The following is a 23,325-nucleotide window of genomic DNA, read 5'->3' on the forward strand; positions in this document are numbered from 1 at the left end:
CATGCTCGAAGACCAGTCGACCGCAGCGTCCTCCCCCACAACGTGGCCGGCCGCGTATCCGCAGGGGTACGCGGTCGTCGACGTGGAGACCACCGGCCTCGCCCGGGACGACCGGATAATCTCCGCGGCCGTCTACCGGCTGGACGCGCGCGGCGAGGTCGAGGACCACTGGTACACACTGGTCAACCCGGAGCGCGACCCCGGCCCGGTGTGGATCCACGGTCTGACGAGCGATGTGCTCGAGGGCGCGCCCCTCTTCCAGGACATCGTCGAGGATTTCTCGACCCGGCTGGACGGCCGGGTGCTCGTCGCGCACAACGCGGTCTTCGACTGGCAGATGATCGCGCGGGAGTACGCACGCGCGGAGCGCGAGGCGCCGGTGCGACAGCGGCTGTGCACCATCGCCCTGTCCAAGGAGCTCGCCCTGCCGCTGCCCAACCACAAGCTGGAGTCGCTGGCCGCCCACTTCGGCGTCGTACAGCAGCGCGCGCACCACGCGCTCGACGACGCGCGCGTGCTCGCGGAGGCGTTCCGGCCGAGCCTGCGGGCGGCGGCCGAGAGTGGCGTACGGCTGCCGCTGCACGAGTGCCGGCCACTGACCGAGTGGACGGACCGGGCCGTGCCCCGGCAGCAGCAGTCGAGCTACGGCAGCTATCGGCCGACCAGTTGGCGCCCAGCCCGCAAAAGGCCCGCATGCCCCTATCCCAACCCGGGGCGCTACGAAGAGGGCAAACCGCTCAAGCAGGGCATGCGGATCGCCTTCTCCGGCGACACCTCGACCGAGCGCGACCTCCTGGAGGACCGCGCGATCGAGGCGGGGCTGCACATCGCCACCAGCATCTCCCGGCTGACCAGCCTGCTCGTCACCAACGACCCGGACTCGGGCACGTCGAAGGTGGTCAAGGCCCGGCAGTTCGGCACCCCGGTCGTCGATGAGGCGGCCTTCGGGCAACTCCTGGGCAACGTGGCACCGGCGTCGCAGGGATGACCGTGCGGACGGGTGATTGCGCCGCGACTCGCCCGCCTCCGCCTGGCCCGCGCCGTACCGACGGCTCACCCTGTGGCGCATGGCGACTTGCGAAGTATGCGGAAACAACTACGGCATGACCTTCGAGGTGCACGCGCAGGGAGCGGTGCACGTCTTCGACTGCTTCTCCTGCGCGATCCACCGCATGGCCCCGATCTGCGAGCACTGCCGTGTGCAGATCATCGGCCAGGGCGTCGAGGTCGAGGGCCACTGGTTCTGCGGCGCCCACTGCGCCCGCGCGGAGGGAAAGGTGGGCATCGTCGACCGCGTCTGACCACACCCCTGTGCGAACACCCCATGACCCGAGTTGTACGGTCATGGGGTGTACCGCTTCCTGTTGTCCCGGCAGTGGGTGATCCTCACGCTGGTCGCCCTCGTTCTCATCCCCACGATGATCCGGCTGGGCATCTGGCAGATGCATCGCTACGAGGAGCGCAGCGCCCGTAATCAGCTGGTCTCCGACGCGCTGTCCGCGGACCCGGTGCCGGTGGAGAGGATGACGGCCGCCGGGCACACGGTCACCAGCAAGGAGCGGTACCGGTCGGTGACCGCGACGGGTCGCTTCGACACCGATGACGAGCTCGTCGTCCGCCGCCGTACCAACTCCGACGACGAGGTCGGCTACCACGTCCTGACCCCGTTCGTCCTGAACGACGGCAAGGTGCTGCTGGTCAACCGCGGCTGGGTCCCCACCGGTGCCACCCAGACCGCCTTCCCGAAGGTCCCGGCACCCCCCGCGGGCGAGGTCACCGTCACCGGGCGGCTGATGCCCGACGAGACGACCGAGGCGAGCGGCATCAAGAACCTCAAGGGTCTGCCGGACCGCCAGATCATGCTGATCAACAGCGAGCAGGAGGCCCAGCGCCTCGGCAAGCAGGTCCTCGGCGGCTACATCGCCCTGACCACGCCCGAACCCAAGGGCGACACCCCGGAGCTGCTCGGCAGGCCGGGCAAGGAGAACGCCCCGCTGAACTACGCGTACGCCTACCAGTGGTGGCTGTTCGCCGCGGGCGTCCCGATCGGCTGGATCGTCCTGGTCCGGCGCGAGCTGCGGGACCGCCGGGAGGCGGCGGCGAAGGAAACGGCGACGGAGGCGGAGCCGGCGGCGGTCTGAGACCGCAGACGCCCGCCCCTCCTCACACCCCCTGCCGGTCGCGCCAATAGAGAAACGTGCGCTCCGGCGCCGGCAGCAGCTCCCACGGATGCGTCGTCATATGGCGGCCGATACGCCGGAAGACGGGTGCGGCCTCGTTCGGACGGTGGGTGCGGACCAGGGCGAAGGCGAGGAGGTTGAGGTCGGCGACGGCCTCGGCATGCGGCGTCGCGGCCGTGCGGAACCAGCCGGCCAGAGCCGTCTCGATCTCCTCGCCGGCCCAGGACTCGTTCCAGTGGGCGTCGGCCCCGAGCCCCGTCCGCCCCCGCAGTTGCCGGTGCGCGACCAGTTCGACGCGGGCCGCCACCGGAAGCAGGGCCAGGGGTGATCCGTGCGGTGCGCGGGAGGCCGCGTGCCGGGCGAAGTCCGTCATGGCGGTGACCGTGCCGGGGCCGCGCGGGGACAGATGGCGCAGCAGCCGGTGGTAGGCACCCCGGTGCCAGGGGGCGCGGCCGACGGCCTCGGTCCACACGGGCACGGCGTCCCGGACCGGGACGGCGAGCGCGTACATCACGTCCAGCAGGGCCAGCCACGGGGTCGGGTCCTCGGGGCAGGCGTCGGCGGCACGCAGGCACGCCTGTTCCGCCTCCCGGGCGGCGGCCCACCCCTCGGAAGCGGCCCGCGCGGACCGTACGCAGGCCCGCAGCACCAGGGCGTCCCCGTCACCGGGCCGGTCGGCGGTCCACCGCTCGCAGACCGCGGGCGGCAGATCCCCCGCCAGTACGGACATCCGGTGCCACCGGCGGTCCCAGTCGCGGCCCGTGTCGCGCAGCAGTTCGGCGACCGGCTGCCACAGGGGGCGGGTGCGGCCGGCGCCCAGGCCGTGCAGCTGAGGGGTGGGGCGCAGCTCCGTCAGGGTCGTGTGCAGCGCGTCGTCGTCGAGTGCGGGGCGGACCAGCAGGGCGGGGCGGCGTCTGAACATCTCGGTCCCGGAGGTGAGTCGTCGGGGACCGCGGGACGGTGCGTCCGCCCCGCGGTCCCCTGTCGGTGGAGGTCAGCAGCAGCGGCCCTGCGGGTGGGCCTCCTGGTGCCGGGTGCGCAGCACCTGGTAGTCGCGCCGGGTCGGTACGGGCGCGAGCGGGTGGTGGCGGAGGTGGCGTTCGCAGTAGCGGTCGTACTCCGTCTCCCCGGTCAGCTCCCTCAGGTACCAGTGGACGGCCCGCGCCCATCGCCGGACGCTCACGACCGCACCCCGGCCAGCGGCGCCTCACCGGCCTGCTCGGGCACCTCGATGCGGGACTCGACGTACGGCGACTCGGTCGTCGCCAGGGTGCCCGGGGCGCGGACGGCCCGTACGCACACCACCGCCGCGTTGACGATCACGACCGCGACGAGCAGCAGGAACAGGGCGATCAGTACGCCGTCGACGGTGGAGTTGGTGACCACGGTCCGCATGTCGTCGAGGGACTTGGCGGGCGGCAGCACCTGCCCGGCGTCGATGCCGTCGGCGTACTTGGCGCGCTGGGCGAAGAAGCCGACGCGCGGGTCGTCGGAGAAGATCTTCTGCCAGCCGGCGGTGAAGGTGATCGCGACCACCCAGGCCAGCGGGACCCCGGTGACCCAGGCCCAGCGCAGCCGCCCGGACTTCACCAGGACCGTGGTGCACACCGTCAGGGCCACGGCCGCCAGCAACTGGTTCGCGATGCCGAAGAGCGGGAAGAGCTGGTTGATCCCGCCGAGCGGGTCGGTGGCGCCGGAGTAGAGGAAGTAGCCCCAGGCCGCCACGACCAGCCCGCTGCACAGCCAGATGCCGGGCTTCCAGTTGACCCGGCCGACCGGCTTCCAGACGTTGCCGAGCATGTCCTGGAGCATGAAGCGCCCGACCCGGGTGCCCGCGTCGACGGTCGTCAGGATGAACAGCGCCTCGAACATGATCGCGAAGTGGTACCAGAAGGCCTTCATGGCCGTCCCGCCGAAGACCCCGGAGAAGATCTCCGACATGCCGACGGCGAGGGTCGGGGCGCCTCCGGAGCGGGCGATCAGTGTCTGTTCCTCCACCGCCTTCGCGGCCTGCGTGAGCTGGTCGGGCGTGATGGTGAAGCCCAGGCCCGCGACCGCGTGGGACGCCGACTCGGCCGTCGTGCCGAGCAGCCCCGCCGGGGCGTTCATCGCGTAGTACAGGCCCGGCTCCAGGGTCGCCGCGGCGATCAGCGCCATGATCGCGACGAACGACTCCATCAGCATGGCGCCGTAGCCGATCATCCGGATCTGCGACTCCTTCTGGATCAGCTTGGGAGTCGTCCCGGAGGAGACCAGGGCGTGGAAGCCGGACAGGGCGCCGCAGGCGATCGTGATGAAGAGGAAGGGGAACAGCGAACCGGCGAAGACCGGGCCCGCGCCCGATGAGGCGAAGTCGGTCACCGCGTCCGCGCGCAGCACCGGGGCGGCGACCACGACCCCCACCGCGAGCAGCGCGATCGTGCCGATCTTCATGAAGGTGGAGAGGTAGTCGCGGGGGGCGAGCAGCATCCAGACCGGGAGGACGGAGGCGACGAAGCCGTAGCCGACGAGACAGAAGACGAGGGTCGTCGGGCTCAGGGTGAAGGTCGAGGCCAGCGAGGACTCCTGGACCCAGCTGCCGCCGACGATCGCGAGCAGCAGCAGTACGACACCGATGAGGCTGGTCTCGACGACCCGGCCGGGGCGGATGCGGTGCAGCCAGAAGCCCATGAACAGGGCGATCGGGATGGTCATCGCGACGGAGAAGGTGCCCCACGGGGAGTGGGCGAGGGCGTTGACCACGACCAGGGCGAGTACGCCAAGGAGGATGATCATGATGGCGAAGACCGCGATCAGCGCCGCCGCGCCGCCCGCCCGGCCGATCTCGTCCCGGGCCATCTGCCCGAGCGACTTGCCGTCCCGGCGCATGGACAGGAACAGCACGACCATGTCCTGCACCGCACCCGCGAAGATCACTCCCGCGACGATCCACAGCGTGCCGGGCAGATAGCCCATCTGGGCCGCGAGGACCGGGCCCACGAGCGGTCCGGCGCCCGCGATCGCCGCGAAGTGGTGGCCGAGGAGCACCCGGCGGTCGGTGGGGTGGAAGTCGACGCCGTCCTCCAGTCGCTCGGCCGGGGTGGCCCGGCGGTCGTCCGGTTTCAGGACGCGCCGCACGATGAAGCGGGAGTAGAAGCGGTAGGCGATCGCGTACGAGCCGAGCGCGGCGACGACCAGCCAGACCGCGGAGATCTTCTCCCCGCGGGCCAGCGCGAGGACGCCCCAGGCGACCGCGCCGAGCAGCGCGACGGCCGCCCACAAGAGGATCGACCGAGGTGACATACGTGACTTTTCAGGCGACTCAAGGGCAGGCTGAAGGGCGGTTTCGGGCATGGCGGCTCCTCACCGGAAACGGTGGAACGAGAAAGGAAGGGAAAAGGAAGAGAAAGGAGGGAAGGACTCAGCGGCGGTGTCGGTCCGTCAGCGCGTACGCCGCGAGCAGACAGAGACCGCACCCCGGCACCCAGGCCAGCTGGTACCAGTAGAAGAACGGCGTCCCCGCAAGCCGCGGCTCCGCGCCGGCGTACAGCGGAACCCACAGCAGTCCCGCGGCGGGTGCGAGAAGCAGTACGGCGATCGCGACGCGCCGTAGCCGGTGATGACCGGTCCGTGCCATGACCTGCGCTCCTCTCCCCTTCACTGTGGGTCTGTGCAAGAGTTGCCCACCCGTCGCAGACGGTTGACAGCGAATGTCGAGAAGATTTCCCGCCGGTTCCCTGTCATCCGAACCGGCCGCACGCGCAACTCTTGCGCGAGGGTCAAGCCACACCTGCGGGCACACCAAGGACGGTGACCATGGCCGACAGCGCCATGACCGCGACGTTCCTCGCCGTGATCGGCGGAGCGTCGCTGCTCGCCGTGACCGCGCGCCGGCTGCACCCCAGCGACCGGCTGCCGTCCCTGGAGGGCTGGGCGCTCGCCGACCGCAGCCTCGGCCCGGTGTGGACCTGGCTGTTGCTGGGCGGCACGATCTTCACCGCGTACACCTTCACGGCCGTACCGGGGCTGGCGTACGGCAACGGCGCGGCCGCCTTCTTCGCGGTGCCGTACACGGTGATCGTCTGCCCGATCGCCTTCGTGCTGCTCAGCCGCCTCGGGGAGGTGGCCCGGCGGCACGGCTACATCACCGCCGCCGACTTCGTGCGCGGCCGCTACGGTTCGGCGCCGCTGGCCCTGGTGGTCGCGCTGACCGGGATCCTGGCGACGATGCCGTATCTGGCGCTCCAGTTGCTCGGGATACGGGCGGTGCTGACCGCGGGGGGCGTCTATCCGCGGGGCGCGGCCGGTGATCTGGTGATGGTGGCGCTGTTCGCGGGCCTCGCGGTGGCCACCTACCGGCACGGACTGCGGGCGCCCACCGTGATCTCCGCGCTCAAGGCGGTCGCCGTCTTCGTCTCGCTCACCGCCGTCACCTGGCTGGTCCTGGAACGGCTCGGCGGACCGGGCGCCGTCTTCGACGGAGCCGCCGAACGCCTCGGCGGCCCGGCGCTGCTGCTCTCCCCCGAGCAGCAGCCCTCCTACGCCACCCTCGCTCTCGGCTCCGCCCTCGCCCTGCTGATGTACCCGCACGTCCTGACCGCCGCCTTCGCCGCCGACAGCCCGCGCACCCTGCGCAAGGTCGCCGTGGCCCTGCCCGCCTGGACCGGGCTGCTCGCCCTCTTCGGGTTCCTCGGCATCGCGGCGCTCGCGGCGGGTGTGCGGGCACCGGAGGGCGGCGCCGAGACCGCCGTACCGATGCTGGTCGACCGACTGATGCCGGGGCCGCTGGCCGGACTGGTGTTCGGGGCGATCACCGTGGGGGCGCTGGTCCCGGCCGCGGTGATGTCGATCGCGGCGGCCACCAGCTTCGTGCGCAACGTCTACGTCGAGTACGTACACCCCACCGCCACGCCCAAGCGCCAGGTGCGCATCGCCAAGGCCGTGTCGCTGACGGCTAAGGTCGGCGCGGTCGCGTTCGTGTTCGGACTGCGCGACCAGGACGCCGTCAACCTCCAACTCCTCGGCGGGGTCTGGATCCTCCAGATCTTCCCGGCCGTCGCCGTGGGCCTGTTCACCGGACGGCTGCATCCACGGGCGCTGCTCGCCGGATGGGGCGCGGGCATGCTGTCCGGCACCTACCTGGTCGTCCGCGAGGGGTTCTCGTCGGTCGGCACCGGCCCCTTCCAGATCTACGCCGGCCTCACCGCCCTCCTGCTCAACCTGACCGTCGCCGTGATCGGCACCGCGGTCCTCGAACGACTCGGCGTCCCGCGCGGCGCCGACCTGACCGATCTGCCGTCGCGCCTGACCCTCGGCCGGCGCCCGGAGACGGGAGCGAACAACCCGTGAGACAGCACCTGAGACACACCACCTCCGTACCGGTACCGCTCACCCCCGCGGCGACCGATCCGGCCGAGCTGGAACGCGAGGCCGGGGTGGCCCGGCTCTTCGAGCAGCACTACGCCTCGATGCTGCGGCTCGCCGTGCTGCTCGGCGCCGACGACCCGGAGAACGTGGTCGCCGAGGCCTACTACCAGATCTACCGCAAGTGGCGGCGGCTGCGGGACACCGAGGCGGCGGAGGCCTATCTGCGCTCCACCGTCTGCAATCTGACCCGGATGCGGATACGGCACCTCCAAGTTGCCCGCAGACACGTGGAGAACCCTCCTGCCCCACTGGACGAGCTCGTCGCCTCCGCCGAGAGCACCGCACTCCTCCACGACGACCAGCGCGTCCTCATCGACGCCCTCCAGCAGCTGCCGCCCCGCCAGCGCGAGGCGCTGGTGCTGCGACACTGGCTCGGTCTGAAGGAGAGCGAGATCGCCTCCGCGATGGGGATCTCCTGCGGCTCCGTCAAGACGCACACGGCACGCGGCCTCGCCGCCCTGACCCAGGCGATGGAGGCCCGGCGATGAAGGACACGACCCCGGACCGCACCGAGCGGGAACTCCAGGAGGCGCTGGCCGCGTTGGCGGGCGGTGTGCACGCGGCCCCCGACGCCTATCGCACGGCACGCGGCGAGTGGCTGCGCCGCGAACGCCGCCGCCGGCTCGTCCTGGCCGTGCTCATCGCGGTCGTCTTCGCACTGGCGACGCTGATCGGTCTGTGGGTGCTGAACCAGGCGCCCGCCGACCCGGGGGTCATCTTCTCCGGTACGCAGGCGTCACTCCCCCGGCCCTCCCCCTGATTGTCGCCGGGGTTCACCGGGAACCCGCATCCCGTGCCCCGTATCGAGGATTACGCCCTGATCGGCGACGAACAGACAGCTGCCCTGGTCGGCAAGGACGGCAGCGTCGACTGGCTGTGCCTGCCCCGCTTCGACTCCGCCGCCTGCTTCGCCAGACTTCTCGGCGACGAGGAGAACGGCCATTGGCGCATCGCGCCCAAGGGAGTCGACGGTGAGTGCACCCGCCGCGCCTACCGCCCAGGCACCCTCGTCCTGGACACCGACTGGGAGACCGGCGAAGGCTCGGTGCGCGTCACCGACCTTATGCCGCAACGCCACCAGGCTCCCGACCTCGTACGCATCGTGGAAGGTCTCAGCGGCCGGGTCACCGTGCGCAGCACGCTCAGGCTGCGCTTCGACTACGGCTCGGTCGTGCCGTGGGTGCGCGAGTCCGACGGACACCGGGTGGCCGTCGCGGGGCCCGACTCGACGTGGCTGCGCAGCGAGCCGCCGGTACACACCTGGGGCGAACACCTCGGGACGCACTCGGAGTTCACCGTCGAGAAGGGCGAGAAGGTCGCCTTCGTGCTCACCTGGCACCCCTCGCACGAGCCGCGCCCTCCGCTGGTCGACCCGTACGAGTCGCTGGAGTCCAGCGTCACCGACTGGCAGGCGTGGGCGGCGCGCTGCCGCTACGACGGTCCGCACCGGGACGCCGTGGTCCGTTCCCTGATCACCCTGAAGGCGCTCACCTACCGGCCGACCGGCGGCATCGTGGCCGCGGCCACCACCTCACTGCCCGAGGAACTGGGCGGGGTACGCAACTGGGACTACCGCTACTGCTGGCTGCGCGACTCCACGCTCACCCTGGGCGCCCTGGCGTCGTGCGGCTATCTGGAGGAGGCCGAGGCCTGGCGGGACTGGCTGCTGCGCGCGGTCGCCGGCGACCCGGCCGACCTCCAGATCATGTACGGCCTCGCGGGCGAGCGGCGGCTGCCCGAGTACGAACTGCCGTGGCTGTCCGGTTTCGCCGGCTCCAAGCCCGTACGGATCGGCAACGAGGCCGTGAAACAGCTCCAGCTGGACGTGTACGGCGAGGTCATGGACTCGCTGTCGGTGGCCCGGCGGGCGGGGCTGCCCGCGAAACCGCACATGTGGTCCCTCCAGAGCGTCCTGCTGGACTTTCTCCGGGCCTCCTGGCGGCAGCCGGACGAGGGGCTGTGGGAGGTGCGCGGCGGCCGCCGCGACTTCGTCCACTCGAGGATCATGGTGTGGGTCGCCGCCGACCGCGCGGTGCGCGCCCTGGAGACCTACCCGGAGCTGAGCGGCGACGTGGACGGCTGGCGCGCGCTGCGCGACGAGGTGCACGGCGAGGTGTGCGAGAAGGGCTACGACCCCGAGCGGAACACGTTCACCCAGTACTACGGCTCGCGCGAGCTCGACGCGTCCCTGCTGCTGATCCCGCGCGTCGGCTTCCTGCCGCCGGACGACCCCCGGGTCGTCGGCACCGTCGACGCGGTCCGCGCGGAGCTGAACCACGGCGGTTTCGTACGGCGTTACAGCGTCGAGGGGATGCCCGTGGACGGGCTGCCCGGCGGCGAGGGCGCGTTCCTGGCGTGTTCGTTCTGGCTCGCCGACGCGCTCCACATGACGGGCCGTACGAAGGAGGCACGGGACCTCTTCGAACGGCTGCTGGCGCTGACCAACGACGTGGGGCTGCTGGCCGAGGAGTACGACCCGGTGGGCGGCGTGCAGCTCGGCAACTTCCCGCAGGCGTTCAGCCACATCGGTCTGGTGAACACCGCCCTCGCCCTGTTCGGGGGCGAGGAGGCAGGATAGGAGCCATGGATCTTGGACTGAAGGACCGCGTGTACGTCGTCACCGGGGCCACGCGTGGCCTCGGCAACGCGTCCGCGCGTGAGCTGGTCGCCGACGGGGCGAAGGTCGTTCTCACCGGGCGCGACGAGAAGCGGACCGCCGACGCGGCGGCCGAGCTGGGGCCGAACGCGGTCGGGGTGGCCGTCGACAACGCCGATCCGGATGCTCCCGCACGGCTGATCGCGGCCGCGCGGGAGCGCTTCGGCGGCTTCGACGGCATCCTCGTCAGCGTCGGCGGTCCGGCGCCGGGCTTCCTCGCGGACAACACGGACGAGCAGTGGGCCACGGCCTTCGAGTCGGTGTTCCTGGGCGCGGTGCGGCTCGCCCGCGCGGCGGCGGCCGGGCTGGAGGCGGGCGGTGTCATCGGGTTCGTGCTGTCGGGCTCGGTGCACGAGCCGATTCCGGGGCTGACCATCTCGAACGGGCTGCGTCCGGGGCTCGCCGGGTTCGCGAAGTCCCTCGCGGACGAGTTGGGGCCGCGCGGGATCCGGGTCGTGGGGCTGCTGCCGTCCCGTATCGACACGGATCGCGTGCGCGAGCTGGACGGGTTGTCCGCGGACCCGGAGGCCACGCGTGCGGCCAACGAGTCGAGGATTCCGTTGCGGCGGTACGGGACTCCGGAGGAGTTCGGGCGCACGGCGGCGTTCCTGCTGTCGCCGGCCGCCTCCTACCTGACCGGGATCATGGTCCCTGTGGACGGCGGCATGCGGCACGGGTTCTAGATGTCAACTGACCCTTTCCGCCCGGTGCTTGACCGCCTTCAGGCGGACCTCCGCCGGCAGTGACGCCAGGCCCGCCGAAGTGCGGGCGTGGGTCAGGGCCTCCGTCGTCAGGTGGCTCAGCACCGTCCCGGGGTCCACGTGCGGTTCCAGCAGGAGCCGTACGCGGGTCTCCGGGGCGTTGCGCCTGCCCGTCAGGTGGACGTGGGCATGGGACACGCCGTCCAGCTCGGTCGCCTCGTTGGCCAGTACGCCTTCCAGGGCCCGGCCCCGCAGCAGCGCGCCCTCGCCGTCGCCGGTGTCCACCAGGAGCTCGGTCAGACGGTGCCGGCGCAGGTTCGCGGTCAGCCACCACAGGGCGAGCAGGACGAGGACGGCCAGTACGGCGAGGACGGTCGGCCACCACCAGCCGTGGTTCTCCCAGCGGGTGCGTTCGGTGTCGTCGAGCAGTACGTCGTGAGGGCCGTCGTGGATCCACCAGGACGGCGGGTTCAGCCCCAGCCCCACGGCCAGCACCGAACCGCCGACCACCAGCAGGACGAGTCCGGCCACACCGAGCACGACACGGTTGACGATCCGCAGCATCGGACTCACCCCTTCTTTCCCGGCCGCCGTACATGCACCGACAGCGCGGGCGGCCTGGCCAGGCCGAGCCCGCTGATCGCCTCGGCCAGCGTGGCGTCGAGGTCGGCGCGTACGTCGTCCAGTTCGCGGAAGTGCGAGACCGCGCCGACGTCGGCCTTGGTGCGGGTCAGGCGTACGTGTACCGACTGGACGCCGGCGACCTCCACGGCCCGGTCGCGCAGGACCAGGGCGGCGGCCTCGCGGTGGAGTCCGGCGCGTACGTCGGTCCGGATGCGCCGCATCGACAGGACGCCGCGCAGACCGGGGGTGGCGGCGAGGACGATCAGCCAGACGCCGAGCGCCGCGGCGATGCCGGCGCCGACGAGGACCCAGGTGTCGTCGAGGGGGCGTTCGGCGAGTTGCGCGGCCAGCTCTCGGCGCCAGCGCATGGCGGGCTGCTCGGCGCGGACCGCTGTGATGTCGTAGAGGAAGAATCCGGCGACCACCACGAGCAGCAGCGCGACGATGCCCGCGGGGACGCGCCGTGCCGACCAGAAACGGCCCTCTGCCGCGCCCTCATCCTCCGGTACGGGTGGGGGTTCGTACTCCCCGGTGTCGGTGTCGGTCGCCTTCTCCAGCACCGGTAGTCGTTGTGTGGTGCCTTCCGTGCCCTGTGAGCCCTGGGGCTCGCTCATCGCGTCCTCCCCTGTGCCGGACCGTACGGCGGCGTCAGGTGCAGTCGTTCCACATGGACGACGACCTCCGACACCTCCATTCCCACCAACGCGACTACCCGCTCCCCGACATGACGACGCACCTGAGCACAGCGGGCGCCGATGTCGGCGGGGTAGCCGAGTTCGAGGTGGACACGGACGCGGGCGGTCCGATGGTGGACGACGACCGCGGCGTGCGGGCGTGCGGCCCCCTCGGGGAGGTCGCCGATCGCCTCGCCCGCCGCCTGGGAGGCGATCTTCGCCACGACCCGGTCGGCGATCCGGGTCGCACCGCGCTCTCCGGGCGGGACGACGGTCAGCGGTCTGCGGAGCTCACCGGAGTCGGTGGTCACCTATGTCACCGCCGGTCACGGCGGCTGTCACGGGTACGGAAGAAGTCACCGAGCTCCAGGTCCCCCTCCAGAAACCGCCCGACGACGAAACCGATGGCGCCCAGGGCCGCCACCAGCAGGAAGGCACCGAATCCGCCGAAGTACCCGGCGAAGCCCAGCGCCATGCCGGCGATCATGCCGACCACGGCCATGCTCATCCTGCGCTCCCCTCAGCTCTCGCCGGACTCACTGGAGCCGGGACTCCGGCTCTTCGTCCTCTTCCTCGGGCAGCTTCACATCGCTCACCGCGATGTTGACCTCGACGACCTCGAGGCCGGTCATCCGCTCCACCGCCGCGATCACGTTCTCCCGTACGGCGTGGGCCACCTCGTTGATCGACACGCCGTAGTCGACGACGATCTCCAGGTCGAGCGCGGTCTGCACCTCGCCGACCTCGACCTTCACGCCCCGGGTCACGGACTTCGCCCCGCCCGGCACCCGGTCCCGCACGGCCCCGAAGGTGCGGCTCAGCCCACTGCCCATCGCGTGCACGCCGACCACGTCCCGGGCTGCCAGCCCGGCGATCTTCTCCACGACCCCGTCGGCGATGGTGGTGCGCCCGCGCGTCGCCGGGTCCCCTCCACCGCGTTTGGTGGGCTTGCGCGGCTGCACGCCGGTCTCCACCTCGGGAGTCTGCGTCATGTCAGTCATCGCCGTACGTCCCTTCTGATCGTCCTCCTTCGACCACCGTAAGCGGGGTTACGTCGTTGCGCGCCGTCGATGCGGCAGGCTGGAGCAATGACGGCGGACCGGTGGGCGCAGACAGTGCGGCATCAGCTGGGGCTCGGCAGGCTGCTGCCGCTGGGCGGCGCGCACGACGGCGCGTGGATCGCGGAGGAGGCGGCCGAGGCGGTGCTGCGGCGTGCGGTACGGGGGCTGCGCGGCGTACGGCTGGACCGGCTGCGGATCTCCCTCGCCGACCCGGAGGACGTGCACGACCCCGTCGTACCGCCTCCGCCCAGTGCGCTGCCGCCGGGCCCGCTGCGGGTGACGGCGGACTTCGCGGCGACGGCGGACGAGCCGCTGCCGGCCACGGCGGCCCTCCTGCGCACCGCCCTGTCGACGGCGGCGACGCAGCGGCTCGGTCTGACGGTGACCGAGGTCGACCTGCGGGTGACGTCCCTGCTGGACGCGGAACCGGAAGCCGAACCCGTACGGCGGCCGGAACCGGCGTCGGCCGAGCCGGCCGACGATCCCGCGGCCGCCGCGGCGCTGTCGGTGCCCGGTGTCACCGGGCTGACCGCCGCGCTGGGCCGTGCGGTGCAGATCGAGGAGCGGCAGGGCGAGACGGCCCTGCCGCGGCGCCACGTCCGGGTGGAGGTGGCGGTGGATGCGGAGCGCCGGGCGGTGGATGTCGCCCGGGCGGTCCGCCAAGAGGTGGGGAAGGCGCTCCCCGGTCACCCGACCGTGGCGGTGCTGGTCACCGCCGTCGGGTGAGGGCTCACTCGCCCACGCCGGCCAGGTCCCGCAGACGGCGCGTCTGAGCGGCACGCTCGGCGGCGCGCTGCTCGTCGTAGGTGCGGTCCTGCGCACCGCGCAGCAGGGCCTTGGTCTCGATGACGGCGTCCCTGGGGGCGGCCAGAAGTGCCGCGGCCAGGTCCTGGACCGCGCCGTCGAGCTGGTCGAGCGGTACGGCGATGTTGGCGAGGCCGGTGTTCACCGCTTCCTCGGCCGACACGAAGCGCCCGGTGGCGCAGATCTCCAGCGCCCGGGCATAGCCGACCAGCGAGACGAGCGGATGCGTGCCCGTGAGGTCCGGGACCAGACCCAGGCTGGTCTCGCGCATGGCGAACTGCACGTCGTCGGCGACGACGCGAAAGTCGCAGGCGAGCGCGAGCTGGAAGCCCGCCCCGATGGCATGCCCCTGGACGGCGGCGATGGACACGACGTCGCTACGCCGCCACCAGGTGAAGCCCTCCTGGAACTCCGCGATGGCAGCGTCGAGTTCGGCGTCACCACTGCGGGCGAGGTCGATGAACGACGGCTCGCCCTCGATCCCCTCCGGCGTGAACATCTGCCGGTCGAGCCCCGCGGAGAAGGACTTGCCCTCTCCACGCAGCACGACGACACGGACGGAGCCGGGCACGAGCCGACCGGCCTCGGCGAGCGTTCGCCACAGAGCGGGGCTCTGCGCGTTGCGCTTGGCGGGGTTGGTCAGCGTCACCGTGGCGAGCGCGTTGTCGACGGTGAGCCGTACGCCGTCCTTGTCGAGCAGGGGAACGAGTTCCTGGCCCATGGGGCGCCTCCGATGAGTGCGGTCATCCTCCGTGCCACATGGCACGGCTAAGTGACTGCACAGTAACCACCCGGACGATCGGACGACCGACCGGGTGGCCACCATCGAAAGCCGAGGGGCCGCCCGGAATCAGGACGACGCGGCCTTCTTGCCCCGGGTCGCGCCGCCACGCCCACGGAGCGTGACGCCCGACTCGCTGAGCATCCGGTGTACGAAGCCATACGAGCGGCCGGTCTCCTCGGCCAGCGCTCGGATGCTCGCACCGGAGTCGTACTTCTTCTTCAGGTCTGCCGCGAGCTTGTCGCGCGCGGCGCCGGTTACCCGGCTGCCCTTCTTCAGAGTCTCGGCCACCCGTGCCTCCTCATGGGAAGTGCGCTCTGGTCCCCTCATGATCACCCCTCCGGGGCTTCATGGCCACCCATTCGGCAAGGTCCGTAAGACAAGGTTGTGACGACAGGAGCGCATCCCCACATACGGAATCTGTGATTCCGCAGAGAGTTGTTCGTACCGCCGAACGGGTTCTTTTGTGAAATGCCTGGTCAGAGACGCAGCGCGGCCGACCCCTTGTCGATAAAGGGATCGGCCGCGAATTGGATGTAGGACACACCTCGGTACGAGGAGATCTCACACAGATGATGGATCACCGGTAGGCCGAATGATCCATACCTAGTTGATCAACCGTTCGATCAAGCGAGGGCGACGAGGTCCGCGTAGTCGGAACCCCACAGATCCTCGACCCCGTCCGGCAGCAGAATGATCCGCTCCGGCTGGAGCGCCTCGACGGCGCCCTCGTCATGGGTGACCAGGACGACCGCGCCCTTGTAGGTGCGCAGCGCGCCGAGGATCTCCTCGCGGCTGGCCGGGTCGAGGTTGTTGGTGGGCTCGTCCAGAAGCAGCACGTTCGCCGAGGAGACGACCAGGGTGGCGAGGGCCAGACGGGTCTTCTCGCCGCCGGAGAGGACCCCGGCGGGCTTGTCCACGTCGTCGCCGGAGAACAGGAAGGAGCCCAGCACCTTGCGGACCTCGACCAGGTCCAGGTCGGGGGCGGAGGAGCGCATGTTCTCCAGGACCGAGCGCTCCGGGTCGAGGGTCTCGTGCTCCTGGGCGTAGTAGCCGATCTTGAGCCCGTGGCCGGGGACGACCGCGCCGGTGTCCGGCTGCTCGGCGCCGGCGAGGAGCCGGAGCAGGGTCGTCTTTCCGGCGCCGTTGAGCCCGAGGATGACGACCCGGGAGCCCTTGTCGATGGCCAGGTCGACGTCGGTGAAGATCTCGAGGGAGCCGTAGGACTTCGACAGGCCCTCGGCCGTCAGCGGGGTCTTGCCGCAGGGCGCGGGGTCGGGGAAGCGGAGCTTGGCGACCTTGTCGGAGACCCGCACCGCGTCGAGCCCGGCGAGCAGCCGGTCGGCGCGCTTGGCCATGTTCTGCGCGGCGACCGTCTTGGTGGCCTTGGCGCGCATCTTGTCGGCCTGGGAGTGCAGCGCGGCGGCCTTCTTCTCGGCGTTCTGCCGCTCGCGCTTGCGACGCTTCTCATCCGCCTCGCGCTGCTGCTGGTAGAGCTTCCAGCCCATGTTGTAGACGTCGATCTGGGCGCGGTTGGCGTCCAGGTAGAAGACCTTGTTGACGACCGTCTCGACCAGGTCGACGTCGTGGGAGATCACGATGAAGCCGCCGCGGTACGTCTTGAGGTAGTCGCGCAGCCAGACGATCGAGTCGGCGTCGAGGTGGTTCGTGGGCTCGTCGAGGAGCAGGGTGTCCGCGTCCGAGAACAGGATCCGCGCCAGCTCGATGCGGCGGCGCTGACCGCCGGAGAGCGTGTGCAGCGGCTGGCCGAGCACCCGGTCGGGCAGGTTGAGCGCGGCGGCGATGGTGGCGGCCTCGGCCTCGGCGGAGTACCCGCCCTTGGTGAGGAACTCGGTCTCCTGGCGCTCGTACTGCCGCAGGGCCTTCTCACGGGTGGCGCCGCTGCCGTTGGCGATCCGCTGCTCGTTCTCGCGCATCTTGCGGATCAGTACGTCGAGACCGCGCGCGGAGAGGATCCGGTCGCGGGCGAGGACGTCGAGGTCGCCGGTGCGGGGGTCCTGCGGGAGGTAGCCGACCTCGCCGGAGCGGGTGATGGCGCCGCCCGCCGGCTGGCCCTCGCCGGCGAGGCACTTGGTGAGAGTGGTCTTCCCCGCCCCGTTGCGGCCGACCAGACCGATGCGGTCGCCCTTGGCGACACGGAAGGTGGCGGACTCGATGAGTACTCGGGCGCCGGCGCGCAGCTCGATACCGGAGGCGGAGATCACGGACAGACTCCAGGGCAGGTTGTTTGGCGGTTGGGCGGCTGAGGACGTTCCCGCCGTCTAATGCGCGAGGAGAATGGCCATGGGCCAAGTCTAACGGGACCGTGCAACCACTTTTTCTGAGTTCGGGTGTTCGATGGCGCACTGTGCGGTGTCCCTCGTTCGGGTGAGCGCCCGGCGCCGTGCCCCGGGCAGCGGGCGACGATGGCCCCATGCAGTTCGACGACGACGCCCAGCTGGACACCTCCGAGGTCCAGGACGTGCGCGGCAGCCGCATCCCCGGGGGCAAGGCGACCGTGGGCGGCGGCATCGCCGGGCTGATCGCGCTGCTGCTGGGGCTGTTCCTCGGGGTCGGTCCCGACCAGCTCGGGCTCAGCGACGAGGGAGGCGGCCGACCCGTCGCCACGGCTTCCGCCCTCGCCCAGGTCCAGCAGTCCTGCCGCACCGGCCGGGACGCCAACAGCAGGGACGACTGCCGCACGGTGGCCGTGGTCAACAGCGTCCAGGACTACTGGGACCAGGAGTTCCAGCGGCGCAGCGGGACGTACACCCGCTCCCCCACCGTCTTCTTCAGCGAGCGGGTCGGCACCGCGTGCGGCGCGGCCACCTCGGCGGTCGGGCCGTTCTACTGCCCCGGCGACCGCAAGGTCTATCTGGACCTGGGCTTCTTCGACGAGCTGCGCTCCACGTTCGGCGCGAGCGGCGGCGCCTTCGCCCAGGCCTATGTCGTCGCGCACGAGTACGGGCATCACGTGCAGGACCTGATGGGCACGCTGAACCGGTCGCAGGACGGGCGCGCGGGCGAGAACAGCAACGCGGTGAAGGTGGAACTGCAGGCCGACTGCTACGCGGGCGTGTGGGCGCACCACGCGACCACGACGAAGGACGAGTCGACCGGGCGGCCGCTGATCACCAGCCTCACCGAGGCGGACATCACCGACGGTCTGGACGCGGCGGCGGCCGTGGGGGACGACCGGATCCAGGAGCGGTTCCAGGGACGGGTGACGCCGGAGTCGTGGACGCACGGGTCGGCGGCGCAGCGTCAGCAGTGGTTCCACCAGGGGTTCGAGACCGGCGACATGGCCCGGTGCAACACCTTCCGCTGAGCTGTCCTGGCGGTGTTCCGGCTGGTCGGGCGCTGTTGTCAGTGGTCGCTGCAAGACTGGTGACAGGTTCGGATTCGCGGCATTTGATCACAAGGGAGTGATCGGCATGACAGGCACGAGCGGTGGGCGGCCCAGCATCTATCCGACGTTGCTGTACGCGGACGCCAAGGCGGCGGTCAAGCAGCTCACGGAGGCTTTCGGCTTCTCCGAGCTGGCGGTCTACGAGGCCGAGGACGGCAAGGTGGCGCACGCCGAGCTGGCGCAGGGCAACGGCGTGATCATGCTCGGCTCGAAGGGCACCGGCAGCAAGTTCGACGCCGCCATGAAGGACGCCGGCACCACCGGTGTGTACGTCGTCGTGGACGACGTCGACGCACACCACCGGCAGGCGGTGGAGCAGGGCGCGGAGATCCTGATGCCCCCGACCGACCAGGACTACGGATCGCGGGACTACATGGCCCGGGACCTCGAGGGCAACGTGTGGAGCTTCGGGACGTACGCCCCCGAGATCACCGCCTGACCGGCTGTCAGCTGCCCCCCGTGTGCACCTGGAAGGCCGCCCGGCGGACCGCCTTGGCCAGCGCGGGGTCGGGGTGGGCGGCGGCGAGCGCCACCAGGACCTGCACCGTGCGGGGGTGACCGACGGCGCGCACCTCGTCGAGCAGCATGGGGACGGTCGGCTGCACCGCGGACTCGAGATGCCGCACCAGCAGCGGGGCCTCCCCGTGGTCGGCGACGGCGGCGGCGGTGTCGACCCACAGCCAGGTGGCCTCCTCCCGGGTGAGCACCTCGTGGGCGTCCTCCGGGTCGGCGCCGTCGTGCACGGCGAGCCACAGCAGGGCGTACGGCCGCAGGGTCGGCTCGTCGGCCACCGCGCGCACATCGGGCTCGGCGGGGGCGCCGACGACCCGCAGCGCCTCGAAGGCGAGGCCGCGCAGCAGGGCGTCCTCGCCGCGGGCGGCGCCGAGGAGCTCGGTGACGGCGCTGCCGACCGGACGGGCGGCGAGCCAGGCCCGGTACTCGTCGCGGGCCGCTTTGGGGCGGAGCTGGGCACAGCCGCGGAGCATCTCCTCGGCGACGGCCTCGATGTTGCCGGCGGGGCTCTGCGCGGCGACGCAGATCTGCTCCAGCTTGACCCAGACCGCCCAGCTGCCGAGCGGGGTCAGCGTGGCCTGCGCGTCGCCGTAGGTGAGGGCGCCGACGGAGGCGAGGGCGTGCAGGGCCCAGTCGAGGAGCGGGTCGAGCGGGGTGTCCCGGGGCTGTGCCTGGTCCGGGTCGGGCTGCGGACCGTAGGGGATCTCGCACCGTTCGGTGCGCAGTTCGGTGACTCGCTGCTCCAGGAGGTCCAGCAGCTGCTCCACGGGCACGGGCCCGGCGGAGAGCTGGAGGAAGGAGAGCACCTGCGGCATGGCGGAGACGACCTCGGCGACCGCGGCGCCCTCGTGCTCCGCGGGTTCCGGGTGGGCGAGCGACCAGGCGTCGAAGAGGGCGACCCAGCCGCGCAGGACGGCGCTGTCGTCGCGGTCCCAGGCGCGCAGGCGCCAGCCGGGGCGGGCGCTGTCGCCGTGCACCTCGACCAGTCCTGCGAGCCGGGCGGTGTCCCACTCGGCACGCACCTGAGCCGTGCTCAGGCCCAGAGAGGCCGCGGCCTGTTCGGCGCTGGCGTCGGACAGGGTGGCCTTGCCGTCGTGCTGCCCGGCGTCCCGGCCGGGGCCCAGGGCGGCGTCGGCCCAGTGGGCGACGCGGGCGGCGCCGGCCAGCAGGGAGCGCGCCATTCTGGCCAGCTCGGCCTGGGCCGGGGTGCCCTCCGGGGGGCGGGGCGCAGGGCGGCGCGAGGGCCGCTGGGTCATCGCTCGGGGGGCGGCGGCCAGGGGTCGCGGTCGGACGAGTCGAAGCCTGGAGTCGCGCGGGATACGGGACGTCACGGGTGCAGTCTTCCGGTTGACGGTCCGAAAACCCAAACGGAATGTAACGGCGGGCTACGGGGATGGCCAACGCAGGGGTCTCGGCTGGCGTCCGGGGGCCGGAAACTGGCCAGTGGTACGCCCTTAAACGGAACCGGTGGATGTGTCTGCCGGGTGCCGTCGGCGGTCGTCACATCAGCGGGGTCAGAAAGCGGCGGAGCGCCTCTTCGTACCCCGCGGGGTCGGCGTTCCACATGGCTCCGTGCGGAGCGTGCGCAACGGTGTGGAGGGCGATCAGGTCGGGGCGGGCGGCGGCGAGACGGCGCGAGAGGGCCCAGGGGGCGATCGTGTCGTCGGGGCCGTGGACGATCAGGGTGGGCACCTTGAGGAGGTCCGGGTCGGCGCCCTCGGCGGCGGCGTCGGAGTGCAGTCCGGTGCGGCCCTGGGCGGCGCGGACGGCGAGCGGCAGCAGGGCGCCGGGGGTGCGGCGGGCGCTGGCGAGGGCGCGCAGGGTGGTCTGCCAGCTGAGGACAGGGGAGTCCAGGATCAGCCCGGAGACGCGGTCGCGGACCCCGGAGTGGGCGGCGGCGCGCAGCGCCATGGTGGCGCCGGTGGACCAGCCGTGCAGGACGACCTTCTTGGCGCCGTGGCGGACGGCGTAGCGGATCGCCGCGTCCAGGTCGCGCCACTCGGTCTCGCCGAGGTGGTTGAGGCCGTCCGGCGGGCGGGGCGCGCCGAGGTCGCCGCGGTAGGCGAGGGCGAGCACCGGGAAGCGGCGGCTCGTGAGGAACTCCATGACGTTCAGGGAGAGTTCGCGGGTGGTGCCGAGGCCGTGCACGGAGATGACCCACGTGCTCCGTACGCCGGGGACGAACCAGGCGGGCAGGGTGCCGAGTTCGCCCGGGATCTCGACGTCCTCATGGTCGAGGCCCAGGGCGGATCCGGGGTCGCCGATGTGGGTGTTCGGGGTGAACCACACCTTGTCGCCGGGTCGCAGGGTGCCGTGGGTGACGCGTTCCAGGCGGCGTACGACGGTGTCGGCGGAGTGGGACGCGGTGTCGAGGACGGGGCCGACGACCGCGTGGGCGGTGTCGCCGGAGAGGCCGTAGGTGCCGGGGCGCAGGGCGGCCAGGTCCCGGGTGAGCGCGACCTGGCCGGCGGCCGTGGCGTGCACGGTGAGCCGGGGTTCGTTGGGCAGGGGACGGCCAGGGGGCGCCTTCAGCGCGGCGTCGCTGGCGAGTCGTCCGGCGGCGACGCTCGCGGCGCCGGCGGCCAGGGCCATGGTGACGGCTGCGGCCGTCGCTTTGACAGTGCGCACCCGTCCAGTGTCCTGGCGGACCCGGTCACGGGCCAGTGGGAGGGCGATTCGGAGTGACGCGGGACAGTTCGCCGCCGCCGTGCCCGGTCATTGCCGGGACGGCCGGGCGCGCACGGACCCGCGTCACCCGCGCTGCCCGTACCCCCGTAGCCGCTCCCCCGCCTCCGCCACCTGTTCCTGCGACAGCAGGGTCGGGGTCAGGCCCGGCACGGAGGACGCCGTCAGCCACAGGCGGCACATCCACTCGAGCTGGGCGGTGCGGTCGTAGGCCTGGTCCAGGGTGGTGCCGTAGGCGATCGTGCCGTGGTTGCGCAGGAGGCAGCCGGTGCGGTCGGCGAGGGCGTGGAGCATGTTCTCGGCCAACTCCTGGGTGCCGTACGTCGCATACGGGGCAACCCGGACGGCTCCGCCGAGGGCGCCGGACATGTAGTGGATCGCCGGGAGCTCCGGGACGAGCGTCGAGACGGCCGTCGCGTGGACGGCGTGGGTGTGGACGACGGCGCCGGCGTCGGTGGTGCGGTAGATCGCGAGGTGCATGGGGAGCTCGCTCGTCGGGACGAGCGAGCCCAGGACCCGGCGGCCGTCGAGGTCGACGCCGGTCACGTCGTCCGGTGTCAGCCGGTCGTACGGCACACCCGAGGGCGTGACCAGCACGGTGTCGCCGACGCGGACGGAGACGTTGCCGGAGGTGCCGACGACGAGTCCGTCAAGGACGGTGCGGCGGGCGGTCGCGACCAGCGCCTCCCAGGCGGGCACCTCCTCGGCGCGCACACTCCGCTTCCACGGCTCCGGCACATCCTGTGCGCCCTCTCCGGCGCCCCGCCCGTCCCCTTGGTCGCGTCGCTGCTCAGCCATGCCGCGATCCTGTCAGGTGGGGCCGCCGAACGCGGCCGGGCGGGGGCACTTTAGGGCGGAGGCCAGGCGTCCGGAAGGTCGCAAATACGGACACTTCCCCCTTCGCTGCGGCTTGGCCGTAGAGCGCCGAGCATGCGCGGATCTTCCAGTAATCTCTGCCTGTTTTGTCGTGCACGTCGCCATTCCGGGGGGACATATGGCCCGTGATCGCACACCTTCCCGTCACCGCGGCCGCGTCCTTGCCGCGTCCGTGGCAGCGCTCACCCTCGCGGGGACCGCGCTGGCCGAGTTTCCGGCTTCGGCGGCCGGTAAACCCAAGGGGCACGACGTCTCCTCGCATCAGAAGAACGTCGACTGGCCGAAGGCGAAGTCCAAGGGGGCGAAGTTCGTCTACGTCAAGGCGACCGAGTCCCACACCTACCGCAACCCGTACTTCAACCAGCAGTACGACGGCGCGCGCAACGCGGGCCTGATCCGCGGGGCCTACCACTTCGCCCTGCCGAACAAGTCGTCGGGCAAGGCACAGGCGGCGCACTTCGTACGCAACGGCGGCGGCTGGAGCGCGGACGGCTGGACGCTGCCGCCGGCTCTCGACATCGAGTACAACCCGTACGACAGCAAGCACAAGTGCTACGGCCTGAAGAAGGCCGGCATGGTCAGCTGGATCAAGTCCTTCAGCAACGAGGTGAAGCGGCTGACCGGGCGCCGCCCGGTGATCTACACGACCGCCCACTGGTGGAACACCTGCACCGGCGGCAGCGGCGCCTTCGCCTCCAACCACGCGCTGTGGGTGGCCCGCTACAACTCGGCGGACGCCGGGGCGCTGCCGACCGGATGGGGCTACTGGACCATCTGGCAGTACGACAACAGCGGCAGCCTGCCGGGGGATCAGAATCTCTTCAACGGGTCCCTGGCACAGCTGAAGAAGTTCGCCCGGGGCTCGTAACCGCGCGGCGGTCGGGCCGCACCGGAGGATCGGAGGGGAAACCCTCGATTCCAGACACCCTGCGGCCCGCCTCAGTTCACCTTCCGT

General features: G+C 71.6%; 27 protein-coding genes. 12 read left to right on the forward strand and 15 right to left on the reverse strand.

Annotation, left to right across the window (positions count from 1 at the left end):
- Position 1 precedes the first annotated feature (1 nt).
- From ACWD3I_RS17470 to ACWD3I_RS17480, 3 genes are all read left to right on the forward strand, one after another.
- Positions 2-988, forward strand: coding sequence for a DEDDh family exonuclease (locus ACWD3I_RS17470; RefSeq protein ID WP_365400554.1), 987 nt, complete (start codon positions 2-4; stop codon positions 986-988).
- A gap of 79 nt (positions 989-1,067) precedes the next feature.
- Entirely contained in the window at positions 1,068-1,301 is a 234-nt protein-coding gene (locus ACWD3I_RS17475) for a hypothetical protein (protein WP_079083468.1), read from the forward strand.
- Positions 1,302-1,349: 48 nt separating this feature from the next.
- Entirely contained in the window at positions 1,350-2,141 is a 792-nt protein-coding gene (locus ACWD3I_RS17480) for an SURF1 family cytochrome oxidase biogenesis protein (RefSeq protein ID WP_365400551.1), read from the forward strand.
- A 22-nt stretch (positions 2,142-2,163) separates the two neighbouring features.
- Here ACWD3I_RS17480 and ACWD3I_RS17485 read toward each other — a convergent pair whose 3' ends face one another.
- The 4 genes from ACWD3I_RS17485 to ACWD3I_RS17500 all read right to left on the reverse strand — a co-directional run bounded on the left by ACWD3I_RS17485 (position 2,164) and on the right by ACWD3I_RS17500 (position 5,796).
- Positions 2,164-3,102 (reverse strand): hypothetical protein, encoded by a 939-nt coding sequence (locus ACWD3I_RS17485; protein WP_365400548.1) that lies wholly within the window; start codon positions 3,100-3,102, stop codon positions 2,164-2,166.
- A gap of 72 nt (positions 3,103-3,174) precedes the next feature.
- On the reverse strand, positions 3,175-3,363 hold the full coding sequence (locus ACWD3I_RS17490; RefSeq protein WP_365400545.1) for a YbdD/YjiX family protein: 189 nt from the start codon (positions 3,361-3,363) through the stop codon (positions 3,175-3,177).
- Positions 3,360-5,462, reverse strand: a complete 2,103-nt coding sequence (locus ACWD3I_RS17495; protein WP_451084114.1) for a carbon starvation CstA family protein — start codon at positions 5,460-5,462, stop codon at positions 3,360-3,362. Before ACWD3I_RS17495 ends, ACWD3I_RS17490 begins: the two co-directional genes overlap by 4 nt.
- Positions 5,463-5,580: 118 nt before the next feature.
- Positions 5,581-5,796, reverse strand: a complete 216-nt coding sequence (locus tag ACWD3I_RS17500; protein WP_266829048.1) for a DUF3311 domain-containing protein — start codon at positions 5,794-5,796, stop codon at positions 5,581-5,583.
- A gap of 179 nt (positions 5,797-5,975) precedes the next feature.
- Here ACWD3I_RS17500 and ACWD3I_RS17505 point away from each other — a divergent pair, with 179 nt between their 5' ends.
- Genes ACWD3I_RS17505 through ACWD3I_RS17525 form a run of 5 tightly spaced genes read left to right on the forward strand, consistent with a single transcriptional unit; the run spans position 5,976 to position 10,925 of the window.
- Complete coding sequence (locus tag ACWD3I_RS17505) at positions 5,976-7,508, forward strand: sodium:solute symporter family protein (RefSeq protein ID WP_365400539.1); 1,533 nt, start codon at positions 5,976-5,978, stop codon at positions 7,506-7,508.
- A complete protein-coding gene (locus tag ACWD3I_RS17510; RefSeq protein ID WP_307032526.1) occupies positions 7,505-8,074 on the forward strand; it encodes a SigE family RNA polymerase sigma factor in 570 nt (189 codons plus the stop codon). The genes ACWD3I_RS17505 and ACWD3I_RS17510 overlap by 4 nt, the downstream gene beginning before the upstream one ends.
- Positions 8,071-8,346, forward strand: a complete 276-nt coding sequence (locus ACWD3I_RS17515; RefSeq protein WP_365400536.1) for a hypothetical protein — start codon at positions 8,071-8,073, stop codon at positions 8,344-8,346. The genes ACWD3I_RS17510 and ACWD3I_RS17515 overlap by 4 nt, the downstream gene beginning before the upstream one ends.
- 33 nt (positions 8,347-8,379) lie before the next feature.
- Complete coding sequence (locus ACWD3I_RS17520) at positions 8,380-10,164, forward strand: glycoside hydrolase family 15 protein (RefSeq protein WP_365400533.1); 1,785 nt, start codon at positions 8,380-8,382, stop codon at positions 10,162-10,164.
- A 5-nt stretch (positions 10,165-10,169) separates the two neighbouring features.
- A complete protein-coding gene (locus ACWD3I_RS17525; RefSeq protein ID WP_365400530.1) occupies positions 10,170-10,925 on the forward strand; it encodes an SDR family oxidoreductase in 756 nt (251 codons plus the stop codon).
- Between the two features lie 3 nt (positions 10,926-10,928).
- On the opposite strand, the gene amaP is transcribed toward ACWD3I_RS17525, so the two are convergent.
- The 5 genes from amaP to ACWD3I_RS17550 are packed head-to-tail and all read right to left on the reverse strand — an operon-like array spanning position 10,929 to position 13,242.
- Positions 10,929-11,507 (reverse strand): alkaline shock response membrane anchor protein AmaP, encoded by a 579-nt coding sequence (gene amaP / locus ACWD3I_RS17530; protein ID WP_365400527.1) that lies wholly within the window; start codon positions 11,505-11,507, stop codon positions 10,929-10,931.
- A gap of 5 nt (positions 11,508-11,512) precedes the next feature.
- Positions 11,513-12,181, reverse strand: coding sequence for a DUF6286 domain-containing protein (locus ACWD3I_RS17535; protein WP_365400523.1), 669 nt, complete (start codon positions 12,179-12,181; stop codon positions 11,513-11,515).
- Positions 12,178-12,552: an Asp23/Gls24 family envelope stress response protein gene (locus tag ACWD3I_RS17540; protein ID WP_365400520.1), complete on the reverse strand. Its 375-nt coding sequence runs from the start codon at positions 12,550-12,552 to the stop codon at positions 12,178-12,180. The genes ACWD3I_RS17535 and ACWD3I_RS17540 overlap by 4 nt, the downstream gene beginning before the upstream one ends.
- Before the next feature lie 5 nt (positions 12,553-12,557).
- A complete protein-coding gene (locus ACWD3I_RS17545; protein ID WP_046257709.1) occupies positions 12,558-12,749 on the reverse strand; it encodes a hypothetical protein in 192 nt (63 codons plus the stop codon).
- A 28-nt stretch (positions 12,750-12,777) separates the two neighbouring features.
- On the reverse strand, positions 12,778-13,242 hold the full coding sequence (locus tag ACWD3I_RS17550; RefSeq protein WP_046257708.1) for an Asp23/Gls24 family envelope stress response protein: 465 nt from the start codon (positions 13,240-13,242) through the stop codon (positions 12,778-12,780).
- 87 nt (positions 13,243-13,329) lie between these two features.
- Between ACWD3I_RS17550 and ACWD3I_RS17555 the strand changes: the two genes are divergently transcribed.
- Positions 13,330-14,028: a nucleopolyhedrovirus P10 family protein gene (locus ACWD3I_RS17555; RefSeq protein ID WP_365400516.1), complete on the forward strand. Its 699-nt coding sequence runs from the start codon at positions 13,330-13,332 to the stop codon at positions 14,026-14,028.
- A 4-nt stretch (positions 14,029-14,032) separates the two neighbouring features.
- Here the strand turns inward: ACWD3I_RS17555 and ACWD3I_RS17560 are convergent, their stop codons facing one another.
- From ACWD3I_RS17560 to ACWD3I_RS17570, 3 genes are all read right to left on the reverse strand, one after another.
- Complete coding sequence (locus tag ACWD3I_RS17560; protein WP_365400513.1) at positions 14,033-14,827, reverse strand: enoyl-CoA hydratase/isomerase family protein; 795 nt, start codon at positions 14,825-14,827, stop codon at positions 14,033-14,035.
- A 129-nt stretch (positions 14,828-14,956) separates the two neighbouring features.
- On the reverse strand, positions 14,957-15,178 hold the full coding sequence (locus ACWD3I_RS17565) for a helix-turn-helix domain-containing protein (RefSeq protein WP_004002281.1): 222 nt from the start codon (positions 15,176-15,178) through the stop codon (positions 14,957-14,959).
- Between the two features lie 335 nt (positions 15,179-15,513).
- Positions 15,514-17,112, reverse strand: coding sequence for an ABC-F family ATP-binding cassette domain-containing protein (locus ACWD3I_RS17570; RefSeq protein ID WP_266894229.1), 1,599 nt, complete (start codon positions 17,110-17,112; stop codon positions 15,514-15,516).
- Positions 17,113-17,321: 209 nt separating this feature from the next.
- Between ACWD3I_RS17570 and ypfJ the strand changes: the two genes are divergently transcribed.
- Together ypfJ and ACWD3I_RS17580 are read left to right on the forward strand one after the other, a co-directional pair.
- Positions 17,322-18,215, forward strand: coding sequence for a KPN_02809 family neutral zinc metallopeptidase (gene ypfJ, locus ACWD3I_RS17575; protein ID WP_365400508.1), 894 nt, complete (start codon positions 17,322-17,324; stop codon positions 18,213-18,215).
- A 106-nt stretch (positions 18,216-18,321) separates the two neighbouring features.
- Entirely contained in the window at positions 18,322-18,735 is a 414-nt protein-coding gene (locus ACWD3I_RS17580; RefSeq protein WP_365400505.1) for a VOC family protein, read from the forward strand.
- A gap of 7 nt (positions 18,736-18,742) precedes the next feature.
- On the opposite strand, the gene ACWD3I_RS17585 is transcribed toward ACWD3I_RS17580, so the two are convergent.
- The 3 genes from ACWD3I_RS17585 to ACWD3I_RS17595 all read right to left on the reverse strand — a co-directional run bounded on the left by ACWD3I_RS17585 (position 18,743) and on the right by ACWD3I_RS17595 (position 22,292).
- Positions 18,743-20,140 (reverse strand): hypothetical protein, encoded by a 1,398-nt coding sequence (locus ACWD3I_RS17585; RefSeq protein ID WP_365400502.1) that lies wholly within the window; start codon positions 20,138-20,140, stop codon positions 18,743-18,745.
- Between the two features lie 169 nt (positions 20,141-20,309).
- On the reverse strand, positions 20,310-21,437 hold the full coding sequence (locus tag ACWD3I_RS17590; RefSeq protein WP_365400499.1) for an alpha/beta hydrolase: 1,128 nt from the start codon (positions 21,435-21,437) through the stop codon (positions 20,310-20,312).
- 123 nt (positions 21,438-21,560) lie between these two features.
- Positions 21,561-22,292, reverse strand: coding sequence for a class II aldolase/adducin family protein (locus ACWD3I_RS17595; RefSeq protein ID WP_365400496.1), 732 nt, complete (start codon positions 22,290-22,292; stop codon positions 21,561-21,563).
- A gap of 196 nt (positions 22,293-22,488) precedes the next feature.
- Here ACWD3I_RS17595 and ACWD3I_RS17600 point away from each other — a divergent pair, with 196 nt between their 5' ends.
- Positions 22,489-23,238: a lysozyme gene (locus ACWD3I_RS17600; RefSeq protein WP_365400493.1), complete on the forward strand. Its 750-nt coding sequence runs from the start codon at positions 22,489-22,491 to the stop codon at positions 23,236-23,238.
- Positions 23,239-23,325 lie beyond the last annotated feature (87 nt).

The organism is Streptomyces sp. NPDC002817 (assembly GCF_053592055.1).

What these genes read in the sequence shown, in the direction of transcription:
- ACWD3I_RS17595 (WP_365400496.1), bottom strand. Translation starts at nt 22,292, where the DNA reads ATGGCTGAGCAGCGACGCGACCAAGGGGACGGGCGGGGCGCCGGAGAG.
- ACWD3I_RS17475 (WP_079083468.1), top strand. Translation starts at nt 1,068, where the DNA reads ATGGCGACTTGCGAAGTATGCGGAAACAACTACGGCATGACCTTCGAG.
- ypfJ (WP_365400508.1), top strand. Translation starts at nt 17,322, where the DNA reads ATGCAGTTCGACGACGACGCCCAGCTGGACACCTCCGAGGTCCAGGAC.
- ACWD3I_RS17525 (WP_365400530.1), top strand. Translation starts at nt 10,170, where the DNA reads ATGGATCTTGGACTGAAGGACCGCGTGTACGTCGTCACCGGGGCCACG.
- ACWD3I_RS17550 (WP_046257708.1), bottom strand. Translation starts at nt 13,242, where the DNA reads ATGACTGACATGACGCAGACTCCCGAGGTGGAGACCGGCGTGCAGCCG.
- ACWD3I_RS17545 (WP_046257709.1), bottom strand. Translation starts at nt 12,749, where the DNA reads ATGAGCATGGCCGTGGTCGGCATGATCGCCGGCATGGCGCTGGGCTTC.
- ACWD3I_RS17505 (WP_365400539.1), top strand. Translation starts at nt 5,976, where the DNA reads ATGGCCGACAGCGCCATGACCGCGACGTTCCTCGCCGTGATCGGCGGA.
- ACWD3I_RS17500 (WP_266829048.1), bottom strand. Translation starts at nt 5,796, where the DNA reads ATGGCACGGACCGGTCATCACCGGCTACGGCGCGTCGCGATCGCCGTA.
- ACWD3I_RS17470 (WP_365400554.1), top strand. Translation starts at nt 2, where the DNA reads ATGCTCGAAGACCAGTCGACCGCAGCGTCCTCCCCCACAACGTGGCCG.
- amaP (WP_365400527.1), bottom strand. Translation starts at nt 11,507, where the DNA reads ATGCTGCGGATCGTCAACCGTGTCGTGCTCGGTGTGGCCGGACTCGTC.
- ACWD3I_RS17600 (WP_365400493.1), top strand. Translation starts at nt 22,489, where the DNA reads ATGGCCCGTGATCGCACACCTTCCCGTCACCGCGGCCGCGTCCTTGCC.
- ACWD3I_RS17515 (WP_365400536.1), top strand. Translation starts at nt 8,071, where the DNA reads ATGAAGGACACGACCCCGGACCGCACCGAGCGGGAACTCCAGGAGGCG.
- ACWD3I_RS17555 (WP_365400516.1), top strand. Translation starts at nt 13,330, where the DNA reads ATGACGGCGGACCGGTGGGCGCAGACAGTGCGGCATCAGCTGGGGCTC.
- ACWD3I_RS17485 (WP_365400548.1), bottom strand. Translation starts at nt 3,102, where the DNA reads ATGTTCAGACGCCGCCCCGCCCTGCTGGTCCGCCCCGCACTCGACGAC.
- ACWD3I_RS17535 (WP_365400523.1), bottom strand. Translation starts at nt 12,181, where the DNA reads ATGAGCGAGCCCCAGGGCTCACAGGGCACGGAAGGCACCACACAACGA.
- ACWD3I_RS17495 (WP_451084114.1), bottom strand. Translation starts at nt 5,462, where the DNA reads ATGTCACCTCGGTCGATCCTCTTGTGGGCGGCCGTCGCGCTGCTCGGC.
- ACWD3I_RS17580 (WP_365400505.1), top strand. Translation starts at nt 18,322, where the DNA reads ATGACAGGCACGAGCGGTGGGCGGCCCAGCATCTATCCGACGTTGCTG.
- ACWD3I_RS17560 (WP_365400513.1), bottom strand. Translation starts at nt 14,827, where the DNA reads ATGGGCCAGGAACTCGTTCCCCTGCTCGACAAGGACGGCGTACGGCTC.